Annotated in this window: 17 protein-coding genes; 13 read left to right on the forward strand and 4 right to left on the reverse strand. The window is 53.3% G+C overall.

Annotation, left to right across the window (positions count from 1 at the left end):
- Positions 1–3: 3 nt before the first annotated feature.
- From KI810_RS05790 to lexA, 4 genes are read right to left on the reverse strand one after another with little or no spacing between them, the layout of a single operon-like run.
- The gene (locus tag KI810_RS05790; RefSeq protein WP_214174499.1) at positions 4–765 is read right to left on the reverse strand and encodes an SOS response-associated peptidase; all 762 of its coding nucleotides are present in this window, start codon (positions 763–765) and stop codon (positions 4–6) included.
- Between the two features lie 3 nt (positions 766–768).
- Positions 769–2,001, reverse strand: a complete 1,233-nt coding sequence (dinB, locus tag KI810_RS05795) for a DNA polymerase IV (RefSeq protein WP_214174500.1) — start codon at positions 1,999–2,001, stop codon at positions 769–771.
- Positions 2,001–2,246 carry a hypothetical protein gene (locus KI810_RS05800; RefSeq protein ID WP_214174501.1) on the reverse strand — a complete coding sequence of 82 codons (246 nt, stop codon included), beginning with the start codon at positions 2,244–2,246 and terminating at the stop codon, positions 2,001–2,003. Before KI810_RS05800 ends, dinB begins: the two co-directional genes overlap by 1 nt.
- A gap of 3 nt (positions 2,247–2,249) precedes the next feature.
- Positions 2,250–2,852: a transcriptional repressor LexA gene (gene lexA / locus KI810_RS05805; protein WP_214174502.1), complete on the reverse strand. Its 603-nt coding sequence runs from the start codon at positions 2,850–2,852 to the stop codon at positions 2,250–2,252.
- A gap of 111 nt (positions 2,853–2,963) precedes the next feature.
- Between lexA and KI810_RS05810 the strand changes: the two genes are divergently transcribed.
- From KI810_RS05810 to KI810_RS05870, 13 genes are all read left to right on the forward strand, one after another.
- Positions 2,964–3,470 carry a lytic transglycosylase domain-containing protein gene (locus KI810_RS05810; protein ID WP_214174503.1) on the forward strand — a complete coding sequence of 169 codons (507 nt, stop codon included), beginning with the start codon at positions 2,964–2,966 and terminating at the stop codon, positions 3,468–3,470.
- Entirely contained in the window at positions 3,457–4,167 is a 711-nt protein-coding gene (locus tag KI810_RS05815) for a hypothetical protein (protein WP_214174504.1), read from the forward strand. Before KI810_RS05810 ends, KI810_RS05815 begins: the two co-directional genes overlap by 14 nt.
- Positions 4,142–5,515 carry a type IV secretory system conjugative DNA transfer family protein gene (locus KI810_RS05820; RefSeq protein ID WP_214174505.1) on the forward strand — a complete coding sequence of 458 codons (1,374 nt, stop codon included), beginning with the start codon at positions 4,142–4,144 and terminating at the stop codon, positions 5,513–5,515. The genes KI810_RS05815 and KI810_RS05820 overlap by 26 nt, the downstream gene beginning before the upstream one ends.
- A complete protein-coding gene (locus KI810_RS05825) occupies positions 5,512–6,978 on the forward strand; it encodes an HD domain-containing protein (protein WP_214174506.1) in 1,467 nt (488 codons plus the stop codon). The genes KI810_RS05820 and KI810_RS05825 overlap by 4 nt, the downstream gene beginning before the upstream one ends.
- Complete coding sequence (locus KI810_RS05830; RefSeq protein ID WP_214174507.1) at positions 6,975–7,814, forward strand: conjugal transfer protein TraF; 840 nt, start codon at positions 6,975–6,977, stop codon at positions 7,812–7,814. Before KI810_RS05825 ends, KI810_RS05830 begins: the two co-directional genes overlap by 4 nt.
- Before the next feature lie 40 nt (positions 7,815–7,854).
- Positions 7,855–9,339, forward strand: a complete 1,485-nt coding sequence (locus tag KI810_RS05835; RefSeq protein ID WP_214174508.1) for a conjugal transfer protein TraH — start codon at positions 7,855–7,857, stop codon at positions 9,337–9,339.
- 21 nt (positions 9,340–9,360) lie between these two features.
- Entirely contained in the window at positions 9,361–9,762 is a 402-nt protein-coding gene (locus KI810_RS05840; protein ID WP_214174509.1) for a hypothetical protein, read from the forward strand.
- Positions 9,763–10,281: 519 nt separating this feature from the next.
- Positions 10,282–10,701: a single-stranded DNA-binding protein gene (locus KI810_RS05845; RefSeq protein ID WP_214174510.1), complete on the forward strand. Its 420-nt coding sequence runs from the start codon at positions 10,282–10,284 to the stop codon at positions 10,699–10,701.
- 113 nt (positions 10,702–10,814) lie between these two features.
- Positions 10,815–11,771 carry a hypothetical protein gene (locus KI810_RS05850; RefSeq protein WP_214174511.1) on the forward strand — a complete coding sequence of 319 codons (957 nt, stop codon included), beginning with the start codon at positions 10,815–10,817 and terminating at the stop codon, positions 11,769–11,771.
- 124 nt (positions 11,772–11,895) lie between these two features.
- Complete coding sequence (locus KI810_RS05855) at positions 11,896–12,060, forward strand: hypothetical protein (RefSeq protein ID WP_011734152.1); 165 nt, start codon at positions 11,896–11,898, stop codon at positions 12,058–12,060.
- A 12-nt stretch (positions 12,061–12,072) separates the two neighbouring features.
- The gene (locus KI810_RS05860) at positions 12,073–13,047 is read left to right on the forward strand and encodes a hypothetical protein (protein ID WP_214174512.1); all 975 of its coding nucleotides are present in this window, start codon (positions 12,073–12,075) and stop codon (positions 13,045–13,047) included.
- A gap of 84 nt (positions 13,048–13,131) precedes the next feature.
- Entirely contained in the window at positions 13,132–13,332 is a 201-nt protein-coding gene (locus tag KI810_RS05865) for a hypothetical protein (protein ID WP_011734154.1), read from the forward strand.
- Positions 13,329–13,598 (forward strand): hypothetical protein, encoded by a 270-nt coding sequence (locus KI810_RS05870; RefSeq protein WP_214174513.1) that lies wholly within the window; start codon positions 13,329–13,331, stop codon positions 13,596–13,598. Before KI810_RS05865 ends, KI810_RS05870 begins: the two co-directional genes overlap by 4 nt.
- Positions 13,599–13,686 lie beyond the last annotated feature (88 nt).

Genomic DNA, 13,686 nt, shown 5'->3' on the forward strand with positions numbered 1-13,686 from the left:
TCTTCACTTGTAGAATTCATCGATAATCTCATCCGGCAATTGGTCAAAATCATCAGACATCTTTATCTGACCCTTGGCAGTACCAAGTATTCTGATTGGGGCAATGCAATCAGCAGAATCGTTTTTCGGACTGTTAACCATAGGGGAGACGGGATACGCATTCAGGATATCTGATGGACAAGGTCGACAAAGCTCCTGCAGCAGGACGCCATCTGTCAGTTTGGGGTTGAGCCACGTTGCATGGTCATCATGGCTCAGAATAACCGGCATCCTGTCATGTATGGGTGCCATCAGCTCATTCGCGCTGGTTGTCAGGATGGAACAAGATTCTATTACCTGGCCATCACTCCCTTGCCAATGTTCCCACAACCCAGCAATCGATACGGGGCTTCCATCGGGCATCCGAAAATACCATGGCTGTTTTCTTTTCCCATCCTGCCGCTGCCATTCGTAAAACCCTCCTGCTGGAATGACACAGCGACGGCGCTTGAATGCTGACCGGAATGACGGCTTCTCCGCAGCGGTCTCCGAACGGGCGTTGATAAGGCTATTGCCGATGGAGATGTCTTTTGCCCAAGAGGGGATGAGTCCCCACCGGACAAAGGCAAGCTCCCGGCCACCTTCAACATCCACCCTGACAATGGGTACTGTCTGGGATGGAGTCACATTGTATCTGGGATTAAGCTCCCGATCGATTTTCCTGATGATCCCGTAGATCTCTATGATCATTTCCGGCGACAGATCGATTACCAGACGTCCGCACATTGGTTACCTCACCTGTACATTCCTGATCCCCTCCGGCTTCCAGGCCGGCGAGATCACGTGTGAACCCTTCTCCTCATTGTTGCCCAAAAGACTGCCATACGTCACGGTAAAATCGCCGAACCGGTCATTCACTGTATCCATGGCGTTGATCATGAAGGCTTTGCGGCGCTCCTCCTCAAACAGGGGTAACTGTTCGCGCTGGTAACAGAGATTGGTAATTCTAACCCCCAGCAGGCGAACGGGCTGTTCCAGTTCAATGCTATCCAGGATCTTAATGGCGCCCTGGTATATATCATCACTCTGGTTGACATGACAGGAAAGGGTTTCCTGTTTCCCGAAGGTGCTGAAGTCGGCATAACGAATGGTCAGATGAACCGTCTTGCCGGCCACCCCGCAGCGCCGAGCCCGACGCCCAACCATTTCCGAGAGCTGCAGCAGGTAGCGCAGGATCTCGTTTCGGCTGCTGATATCCCTTTTGAGGGTCATTGAATGCCCGACTGACTTGACCTCCTCGGCATCTTCCGCCGGGATTACCGGGGAATCGTCAATCCCCTGTCCCATCTGCTTCAAACGACTACCGATGATGCCGAATTTTCTCTTCAACCGACCCTCATCACAACGCCCCAAATCCCCGCAGGTATAGATGCCCATCATATTGAGATGTCGCTCCATTTTTTTACCAATGCCGCACAGTTCCTTGATCGGCATATGTTCCAGAGTTGAACTGACTTTATCAGGCGTGATGATGGTAAGCCCGTCAGGTTTCATCATTTCCGAGGCAAGCTTTGCCAGCAGCTTGTTCGGAGCAATGCCGATGGAACAGGTAATATCGAACTGGTGCTTGATCCGTGCCTTGAGCAGATAGGAGATGTTTTCAGCACTGGTGAAGATCGACAGAGAATGGGTCACATCCAAGAATGCTTCGTCTATGCTGAAAACTTCCACCAGGGGAGTGTAGTCCAGCATCATCTTCATGATTTGAGCAGAGGTGTGGGTATATTTCCGGTTGTCAGCCGGTACCATGATGACTTCCGGGCAGAGGCGTTTGGCCTCGTGCAGCATCATGCCGGTCTTTACCCCAAATTTCCTGGCCTCATAGCTGGCCGTGAGGATAACCGTTCGCTGCTGCGAACCAGTGACCACGATAGGCTTCCCTTTGAGGTCGGGGTTGTATGACTGTTCAACGGAGGCAAAAAAACTATTCATATCGAGATGCATGACAACCCGGTTGTCCATCACTTAACCTCGATTCCGTTCAATAGCCAGCTTTGGTCGAGCGTGTTATAGACCAGATCGTAGAGGGCCTCACCGTCGGTAACGGAAAAATGCATCAGTGTGGCTGCGCCGACATGCTCCTTCCAGTGGTAGGTTGTCTCCAGGATGGTGTGCTTCCGGTTGTGCCAGTCGAACCATACCGGCTTGATCAATCTGCCGGGAGTAAAGATCGTGGCTATCCGTATTTGTTCTTTAATCCGCTCCACGACTTACTCCAGCTGACGATAAATTCCGACTACTTTGCCAACTATCGAAACGTTTTGATCCGGTCCCACATATATCGGTTCCATATTGGGGTTGGCGGGTTGCAAACGGATGCGATTCGGTTCGCGGTGAAACCACTTGAGGGTCGCGTCCCCATCCACCATGACAACTACGGTATCGCGGTTCTCAGCCACCGGCTGAGGACGAACCAGTGCCAGATCACCATCAAAAATCCCTGCACCGATCATTGAGTTACCCTTCACCCGCAAAAAAAAGCAGCCTTCCCCTTTAACCTGCCCTTGATCCACAGAAAAGAATCCTTGGATGTCTTCGATAGCCGGTTGTAATTGGCCGGCGCGAACCGTGCCAACTATCGGTAGGGGAATCGACTGTCCTCCGTGTGAAGTAAGTACTATCCCGCGGGATGCCCCTGTTTTCTTGAGCCATCCTTTTTTTTCGAGAGCTTCGAGATGCCGATTCACCCCGGAAGGGCTGCTGACACCAAGGTGAGCCGCGATGTCACGCACTGTCGGTGAGTATCCATGCATCTGCGTAAAACGGGTAATGAAGTCTAAAACCTTTTGCTGCCGTTCAGTAAGGGCGATCACGGTGTTCTCCTTGTAATAGTGTACACCTGTTCACTATATACTCTCGATCATATCTTCTTGTCAAGACGGTGCCACCTTCCCCCCTACAAGATTATCAGTCAGGAGGAACGAATGTGTCGAATACCAGGTATCTGCCTGCTCATGATCAGTCTTGCCTGCGTGCCGGTCCAGGCCAGAGCTTTCTGCTTCGAGGAGGCCGGGAGTCAATACGGCATATCGCCACAACTGCTCTGGAGCATCGCCAAGACGGAGAGCAACTTCAACCCCCGGGCGATCAATCGCAACAGTAACGGAACCTACGATTATGGCCTGATGCAGATAAATTCTAGTTGGGCAAAAAGGCTTGGCAAAACATGGAATGAACTGGGAGAGCCATGCACGAATGTAAAGGTGGGAGCCTGGGTGCTGGCCCAATGTATCCAGGATTATGGCTACACCTGGCGGGCTGTCGGTTGTTACAACTCGCGCACCCCGTCGAAGGGGGACCGTTACGCCGGGAAAGTGTATCGCATCCTCGCTGAGCATACGAAGCCACAGGCGACGACACTCATCGCAGCCATCAGCACGTCCAGGATCGAATCACCATGGGATGAGGTGTTCGGCAATGCTGTCCGCTGATCTTCTCCACAAATACGGATTGCCGGAGGACGAGATAGTCGATGCTGTTGAATGCGCTGTGGCAAGGACACTGATGGCAGCTTTTCAAAGGACGGTTACTGTCCGGGCAGAGGGTGAACTGGAAATAATTGCCTATCCCAAACTGGGACACCCGGTCGAAATGCAGTTGAAGGACATTCCCAAGAAGCTGCGCCGGCATATCATTCACAATGTCGAAACGGAACTGCAAACACGCCAGATCCTGCTGGAAGCAAAAAAACTGCAGGAACTTCAGGGGAGGGTTTTTTGCGGCGCCGTGGGGCGTATCGGTTCCCGAGGGACATTGCACGTAACACTGGAAATTGACGACTTACTTAAGCCGCTGATCCTGTTCGGAGAATGCCCGTTACGCTATCAGCCGCCACATGAACGTTCCCGTTATCGCATAGGTGAGCAGCGCAGCTTCCTGGTGACAAGCGTGCGTCCCGTCATGGTGGGTGGCGACATCGCAAAGGTTCGACTTATTCTTAACCGGACATCCCGTGCCTTGCCGGCTTTGCTGCTTCAGGACCTGACCGGCATTACCGGGATCAAATGCCGACGTCGTATCGCCGGCGGCTTCAGTGAAGTTGTTACGCCGGTTCGGATACCGAAGGCCTCTATCAATAAAGTCGGAAAGGAGTTGAGGGAACATGTTCAGATCCTCATCGCCCCATAAAACCACCAACCCGGAATTCATGACATCCATCGGCAACGGAGTCCAGATGGAACGACCGACACGGATCGTTCCGATTTCGATCCCTGATGAATACCGAAAACGGCACATGTTCGTATTTGGCACTACAGGGGTTGGCAAAACGCGACTCTGCGAGAACCTTATTGAGCAGGACATCATGAAAGGCAACAGCGTGGTCTACTTCGACCCCAAAGGTGACCAGCAGATCTTCACCAAGATCTTCGAGGTTGCCCGTAAGGCAGAGAGACTCAAGGACTTGATGCTGGTAACGCCGATTTTCCCGGAATACTCAGCGGTCATCGATCCTATGGCCTATTACTTCATGCCGGACGAACTCGTCGGACATATCGTTTCAGGCATCCAGGGCGGACGTGAGCCATTCTACCGTAACATTGCAAAGGAAATCACTACGGCCATCATCTCGGCCAACATCATCATCGCCGAGTGGGAAAAACGTCTTCCCAGGCAAAACATGGATGCCATCAGACAAAGCATTCGCCGTTCATCATTGAGCAGCACAATGGGGCTACTGCAGGAAATCAAGACACCCGAAGCGCTGCTAAACGCCGGCATGATCCAGGATATCCTTGAATCTCCCCAGGAGTATTACTCAAAGGTGTCTTCAACATTACGCACCTGCTTGATGGAGCTTTCCTCTGGCAACATCGGCAAGATTATCGGCCAGGCCGACAGCAACCGTTTCATCAGCCGACTTGAACGAAAGAAAGGGGTAATCATGGTCGTGCACACCGGTACCATGATTACCAGGGAGGCAGCCACAACACTTGGCAAAGTCCTCCTGTCGATGATCCAGTCCTTCATCGGCAGGGTCTATCTCTCTGACAAGCAGAAAGTATTCCCTCCGCTGTCCATCTACATAGATGAAGCCCAGAGCCTGTTCTACCAGGGCATTGAGGACCTATTCGCCAAGGCTGGATCAGCAGACGTAATGGTGCATGCCTTCGCCCAGTCCGTGAACCAAATATATGCTGCCATTGGCGAGGAATACGGTAAATCGATCCTCGACAACACCAACACCAAGATCTTCATGCGCTGTTCTGATGCTGAAACATCCGAGTACGTCGTACGGCATTTCGGCGTGCGCAACGTGCTGACCGGAATTTTCGGGTCCAACCAGGTCACTACCCGTGAAGTGGAACAGGACATTTTGAAAGTGCAGGATATTCTGGGGCTGCAACCAAGGGAATTCTACATGCTGACCTACTCCGGTAGGTACAAGGGTGTGACTCGTGATGCCAGAGACCCGCAGTTGAAGATAGTCTTCCCGTCGGCGCCATCTTCCATAACCATGAGCAGAGGGACTGCATGATAATCCTGCTCTACTGCTGTGGTGTTATCGGTTTCCTGATGGTCGCTTACAACCTGTGGCGAATTTTAACCAGGCGTCCGGCTGAAGTAGAGCAAGAACCGTGGGTTCCACTGTCAATTTCGGAACTGGAACCGGATGACGACCTGCCGTGCACCGACCTCGCCACGGTATCTTCAGTATGGACAGGCCGTGTTGTTCACTTCACGGATCTGTCTCGACTCTGGCGTGAACCTACTCCAAAACAGGAGGAAGAAGCCGCATTTCCACGGCCGACATTCCGGCATTCGGAGATTGAAGAGTTCTACAGGGACATTGTGGAACCGGAACCGCTTATCAATGGGAACCGCAAGGTTGTGATCGTCTATCTGCTTAAGATCCTTGACGCGGAAGGGACATGCCCATCGGTTGTCGGAATCAAGAAATACGCAGCTGTCGGCAAGCAGATATCAGATCCGGATTCGGCGTACGGGGCAGCAGCTCTTGCTCAATTGGCTACCGTACCACTCTATCGGCATTCTCTGGGGGTTGCCCGCAAGTTCGTAGAAAAGAACTCTGAAAGAATCATGCTGCCTACGATCCTCATCGTCTCACTGGCGCATGACATCGGGAAAATTCCCTCTTTCCACAGCCAGTATTATTCGACTGCAGATCATCCGCAAATAGCGCTCCTCATACTCGCGAGCATACCGGAATACGTTGCGCTGTCGAACAGGGCTGAGCTCGACAGCATCATCCGCAACCATCACCAGATAACTCCGAACAACCCGCTCACGGCCTGTTTGAAACGGTGTGACCAGGAGGCCCGTAATGATGAGATGGGGGCTTTTATTGGGCAGATGGCGCAGGTGAGGGCTTCTGAAGAAAGTTCGCTGCCAATAGCTGAGTCGCTGCCACAACCTGATGTGCCTGTCGCTAAAGAAAACATTTCGCAGGAATGGGATCACCCGCTCGGATCTCCAGAATCGGGAAAGTACGTTCCCCAGAAGATAAAGCTTCCTGCATGGTTCAATGCCGATGCGATCCTTGGTGGCATCCACGGATTGATCAACCAAGTGGAGAAAACTTCGTCCGGAGTCAAGTGGCTGGCCGTTTCACTGCCGAACGGGTTGGTCTATGTGAAGCCAGAAGCACTTTGGCAGGTGATCCATCAAGTTAGCGATGGCGATCCCATGATCTTGGTGGCTGATGCTGATGAAGAAACCAAACGTAATCTTCTCTATACCGTCGTCTGGGAACTGAGTGCCTCCAGAGATGCCATTGCCACGGAACTCATGACCAATGCGTACTACACAACGAATGCATCCATCGTGTCGAATAACGATAAGTCATTCAACAAACTCCTGATCCCGTTCCGGGTCGATGCCTTCGGTGTGCTCACCTCCGATCTGGAAAGCACCAAACCCCCGGTCTTGAGAAAAATCGTCAAGGACATCAGACCAAAGCAGGCGGAGGATAAAGAATGAGGAGACTGATACTGGCTTCTATTCTCCAACTCTCCGTGACCACCGCTTCTGCCGGCTACTATACCGACTCGGCCAAGGGTTGGTGGTGGTACCAGAAAGAACCTGAGAAGCAGGCCGAAAAGCAGGAAAAGAAGAAGAAACCGCCCAAGAGTACGCCATCGCTCAAGGATTATTCTTATGAGCAGGTTTGGGAGATGCATCCCGACCAGTTCCAGGAGTTCGCCGAGGCATTGAAGAAGAAGGCTGTCCAGAAGCCGAGCGAAGAAAATGTGAAGGAGTACTTCGAGATCCAGGAGATCGCCCGCAAGAAGGCGCTGGCTTTTTCCAACGTGGCCCAGTTCGTCTGGCAGAAGTACCCGGAGCTGACCACCAAGAAGGACTATCCGATCACGACTCCCGGCAACCTGGCCAGGATCTCCCAGATCAATGAGGAACGGCAGCGTATCCTGCGGGACAACCGGGATGACTTTGCCCTGATCTATTTCCAGAGACCTGACTGCAGCTACTGCGATGAGCAATCCCGCATCCTTGACTGGTTCACCAACGAGACCGGCTGGACCGTGAAGAGGGTCAATATCAGTGAAAACCCGGGGCTTGCTGCAAAATTCAGTGTGGAGATCACGCCAACCCTGATTCTGATCCAGAAAGGGAATCAGGATTATCTACCGGTCTCGGCAGGCGTCATATCCGCAGACGAGATCGAGGACAAGGCATACCGGGCCGTACGGCTCCTGAAGGGGGATATCTCTCCGGAAGAATATTCGCTCTACGAATTCCAGAAGGGTGGCAGCTTCGACGTGAAGAAACGCCGTCTTCTTGAAAAGGAGCGGCCATGAGTCTGCTTGTCTTACAGCAACAGAGAGAAGAGGTGTCAGTGTGAAACGAACCGTTATTACCAGAACCACCGCCGCCTGCCTGGCGGCAGCCATAGCCTTGAATCCGGTCCTTTCCTGGTCCGGCTGGGTCGACGACTGGGTGCAGCAGAAAAGCTCCACTTCTCCCAGCTATTATGAAGGGTCAAAGCGTGGCTACTACACTGGCGGCAGTTTCTCTGCCAGGTGGGCAAACACCGACGACCATCTGTTCACCGCTTCTCTCCCAAAGCTGAAATCCGGTTGCGGCGGGATCGACATGTTCCTCGGCGGTTTTTCGTTCCTGAACGTGGATTACCTGGTCCAGAAGCTCCAGAACATTCTGTCAGCAGCACCGGCGGCTGCTTTCGATATCGCCCTGAAGACCCTGGCACCCCAGGTGGCCGACACCATCAAGACCCTCGAAGCCATTACCGATCGTTTGAACTCGCTGCAGTTGAACGACTGCAAGGCGGCCAAGGCACTGGTGGCGACCGCTGCCAGTCCGTTTTCGTCAGTCATGTCCGACAGCCTGAAGGCTGAGATGAAGACGGCCCAGACCGACTTCATGGTATCGAGTGGCGCCAAGGATCTGTATCAGGATGTCAGCAAGCTGTTCGAGAGCGAGCAAAAGACCAATGCTGGCAACAAGCCTGGCGTTCCGGGCACGACCCAGACCTCGGCCACCAGTGCCACTGCCGGTTGCCCGACGGAAGTCCTGCAGGTATTCGGGGACGGATCGGTCCTGGAGAATCTGGCCGGCAAGAAAGGGATGAGTAGCGAGTACGTCAAACTGGTGCGCGGATTCATCGGCGATGTGGTCATCCAGAACCCGGCGACGACCGGCACCACCTACCAGGCCCAGTACATTCCTCCGTGCGATAAGAATAACAGCTTCGATTCCTTCATCAGCGGCTCTGCCCAGGGACGGGATACCGCCGGGGCCTGTGCCGATATCACCGATGCCAACAAGAACCTGATGGTCTACATGGCCGGCAAGATGCAGTCCATCGCCACCAAGATCAAATCGAAAACGGCACTCACCGCCGACGAAGAGGCGTTTCTCAAAAGCACGCCGTTGTCGGTCGGCCTGATCCTCAAGAATGCCACGGCCACCAACACCGAGGGCGAGGTCATCGGTAAGCTGGCGGAACTGACGGCCCGTGCCTACGGCTACTACATGCTGCTCGACCTGTTTGGGCGTGCAGTCCAGTTGCAGGAGATGGCCCGCAACATCATGTCTACCCAGAAGGGGAATAAAGCCGGGGCTTCGCCGGAGACCTGCCAGTTGGCGCTCCTCGGCGAAGGTATGCAGCATATCCAGACGCTTGAGGAAAAGACGCTGCAACTTCTGAGCGTTGCCCAGCAAAGTTACGCCAATGCAGCCTCTGAGATCAATGCAGTGGATATGATCGTCCAGAATATGAAGAAGTTCGACGACACGGTGTTTTCGGAATTATCAGATCGGTTCGGCAAGGGCATCGCCATGCGGGCGACCGGTAGAATCTAACAACAATAAAAGGGAGGAATCATGGCAGACAAGAATACCAAGGCGGATAAGGGCAACAGCGCCCCTCCGGCTTCCAAGAAAATCGACTGGCAGGCGAGAAAACTGGAGAATGCAAAACGCGACGATACAAGTGTTGTTTTCTGTCGCGCTCGTGATACCGGCGACTTCATCAACATTCTCAACTCAAACGATAATCTCGTCTACCAGATGCGGATGAACATGGGGAGGAGGGAGTCCCTGACATTTGAGGTAGTGAAGAGCTACATCGACCGGAGCCGGCGGATCAAGGAAGAACTCAACCTCATGAATGCAGAAATGTGCCAGTTGCTCGACTACACGTACAAGCCGCCCCGGGGATTCGATCACCCTCTCAAAAAGCAGGAGAAGCAGGCAGTCCCTGGGGCAGAAACCGGCAAGAAATGATTACTCTGTTTCAGTCGAACCGGGACGATGCCAAATGGGTCGTCCCGGGTAAATCCTCTTGACTTGCAAGAGGAATATCGATAGCGTTTCAGTATTATAGACTCTTTCAAGAGACTCCGTGCGGCCTTAGAGCCCCGGACAGACTTTTTCGGATAGCCCGAAGAAGAAATGCCCCCGGCAGGGATGAACTACCTGGAAAGACAAGGCCGCAGTTGCCCCTTTCCGGATGACACCAGGAACGGCTTATGCCTTCCTCGATCAGTCGTATGGGTAATGCGACTTGAACCCAACCTGAAGGTGCGCCCATCTATGTAGCGCGTGCCTCTGACAACCAATAATCATGAAGAACAGTGACCTATTCTGGCAATGGCCGGAGTGGGTTTTTTGTTGTTCAAAATCCGCGACAAGCCTTGTAAGCGGCGGATACTTTCACCACATCCCGACCGGGAGACACTATGTTCTCTCCCTACGGGACAGACATCTGTCTCTTTGCTTCGGGAAAACCAACAAGGAGGCAGTATGGCAAGTTTGAACCGCGTAGAACTCATCGGCAATCTGGGTCGTGATCCTGAAATCAGGTACACACCAGGAGGCACCGCTGTCGCAAGTTTTTCACTCGCGACTAGTGAGAAGGTAAAGACCAAAAGCGGCGAATGGGAGATCCGGACCGAGTGGCACAACATCGTCCTCTACGCACGTCTCGCAGAAGTAGCTGGCGAGTACCTGTCGAAAGGAAAGAGTGTCTACCTCGACGGCAAACTCAAGACCCGCAAATGGCAAGATCGGGACGGTAAAGATCGCTACACAACCGAGATCATCGGCGACAAGCTTCTCATGCTTGGTAGTAAAAATGGCAGCATTCCCGACGGGAGTGACGAACAGCCATCAAGCAGCCAGGCACAAGAGGACATTCCGCATGATGACACTGATCCGTTCTAAGTAACAACCAGTAACCACAACTCAACAGTCCTACGGGGAGACATTACCAAATCCCCAAAGGGATTGGTCTGTCTTCCCTGTCGGACACAACCCACAGAAAAGGAGACAGACAGATGCACGCACCAGCTCAAATCATTCCCATCAGTCCCACCGCATCATCCCTCACTCACCACGCCGTCAACATCAGTGAACTGAAGGCCCAGGTAAACCTGATCCAGTACGTCATGCGTGACGTTATGAAATCAGGCGAGCACTACGGCACCATTCCCGGTTGCGGAGACAAAGCAGTTCTTCTCAAACCGGGCGCCGAAAAGCTCATGCTGACCTTCAGGCTGGCAAACGACGTGGAGGTGGAAACCATCGACCTGCATCTCGGCCATCGTGAGTATCGCATCAAGGTGACGCTCTACTCACCAGCAGGCCAGCGTCTTGGTACAGGTGTCGGTTCGTGTTCGACCATGGAAAGCAAGTATCGTTTCCGAGTCGGTCCAGTTGAACTGACGAATAAGCCGGTACCGAAGGAATACTGGGATCTTCGCAAGGAGAATCCGGCAAAGGCGCAGGAGATCATTGGTGGACGCGGCTTCAGCGCAAAAAAGGATGACAGCGGCAACTGGAAAATCGCCAGGCAGGGAGAAAAGGTCGAACACGACAATCCTGCCGACTTTTACAACACCTGCCTGAAAATGGCCAAGAAGCGGGGATTGGTGGATGCAGTACTCACCTCGACCGCTGCCTCGGACATCTTCACCCAGGACATCGAGGAAGATCCTGACCTTTACAGGCAGACGGAACACAACGGGGGATACAGTGCCGGCAGTACCAGCACTACCTCCGGGACATCGCAGACTGCCAAACCGGACAGCGACCCATCATCCCACGAAGCCGAACCAGTTTCGACTTCCGAGATCATCGGGTATCTAACAGCCAAAGGGATCAGGATGGAACTCTCCGCAGATGAATCGGAGATTTTCGCCTTCCCGGACTTCAACGACACCTCAGCCCGCCAATGGCTGAAAGACCACGGCTTCAAATGGGACGGCAAGGGCAAATGCTGGCAGTACCGGTAGCACCTGACGTACCAGACTGAACCTCACTCACAACCTACCTCAGCAGGGAGACAACGACTTTCTCCCTACCGGGGGTGTCTTGTCTCCTCTGCCGGGTACAACCCACAGACAAGGAGACAGGATCATGACTACCCACATCATCAAACACGTAACAATCAAAGGTTGTCAGATACCGGTCTATGCGCCCGTTAAGGAGCGACAGATCAGCATCGATGTCACCAGGATCATTGCCGGCGTTATTTTCGGTTCCCTGCTCACCGCAGTCGGAACTCTGCCGTTTCTGATCTGAAAGGAGACAGCCATGAGCAAGCTCGCTGCATTTCTGGGACGGGCTATTCCGACCCATCAGCAGAAACAATCTTCACATCTTGGTGACCGTACCGGATACGTCGGAGCCTCCGATATTGCCGGCTGCCCGCGTAAAGCAGCTCTCGGCAAACAATGCCCGTCCAGTCACGACATCACGACACTCCTGCGCTTTTCCCGTGGCCATGCTGCGCAAGCCATGTATGCCGAGTTTTTCAGGACTGGCGGCGCTCTCTTCGAGGAAGAAGTCGAAGTACGTCACCCGGACATCCCTGCAATCAGGTGTCACATTGACTTTCTGTTCTATGCAAACCGGCAGACCAAACGGCTGCACATCGTGGAGATGAAATCGACCGATGGCATCCCCGACGAACCCTACGCATCATGGGTGGATCAACTGCATGTCCAGATGGGCCTGCTGCATCTCACCCTCGATCCTGAAGTGGAAATCGGCGGCTCAATTCTGGTGGTTGACCTCAATGCGGGAACATATCGGGAATTCAATAACTATGCACCCAACAAGCTGGTGTTTAATCAGCTTATGGAAAAAGGTCAGCACATCCTTGCGGCAACACGAGGCGAGTGTGCACCTAAAACGGAACCTGGCTTTCTCTGCGGATACTGTTCGTTTCGCCACGGATGTCCCGCTCATGCGATTGACATGGAGCTCCCCCCGGAAATCCATCACGCTGGCAGGGCATACCTGGAACTGAACGAACAGAAAAAAGGGATCGAAGCTCGACTGGAAGTCCTGAAGAACGAAATCCTCACGTTTGCGGATGGAGTATTCAAGGGGGCTTCAGACGGAATCCTGGTCAATGTAACCTCGGTGGCTGACTCGGTGATCGTCGACAGCAAGAAGCTGAAGAACTCGTATCCGGATATCTATGATCAAGTCACGAAACCGAAATCCGGTTTTCTGAAGCTTGAAATCAAACCATTCATGCCGCTCGCAACACAGGCGGCCTGATCCAACCCCACAAGGGGGCGTTACGCTCCCCATGGGAAATCTCCATTCATGGAGGCGTGCGCCCCCATTGAAAGGAGATCCCCGATGAAAATCTATCGTACCGGCACGTTGCCCCCCGACCTTAAATCTTTCTCAAGTGAGAAAAGGCATGAAGACCTGAAAGAGGCCCTGCATGCCATCGCCTCACTGTTGCTGATCGCGGCCATGCTTTTCATGTTCATGATTGCCGCAGCAGCGCCTGAACCTCAGGTTCATCCTGTGGGGTGGGAGGAGGTGCGAGGATGACGGAGCCAACCATTGCCATCTATACGGAAGAGGAGACTGGCCCGTCTGATTCTGTTGTGAATGAGGTCAACCTCTCGTTGCACGGAGCCAACCGGGTTTTGGAACGTGACATCCCTCTGGAAGCTCTCGAAGGTGTTCGTCATCTTCTGCCTCTCCTCAACACGAAACCACTCAAATTCAGGTACAAGGGGGTTTTCGTCGTGGCCCGCCTGGTAAATGGTTCACCAAGAATCATCACCGCCTGGCGCCTACTTCCCCCCTCGTAGATGTCTTAGTAGGACAGCGAAATTAACCATCACCCTTGGCGGGATGCATGTCATCTCCGCAAAGGAGAGGTAACCCGCCGTCATTACA

It is taken from the genome of Geomobilimonas luticola (genome assembly GCF_018476905.1).
GTDB lineage: Bacteria > Desulfobacterota > Desulfuromonadia > Geobacterales > Geobacteraceae > Geomobilimonas > Geomobilimonas luticola.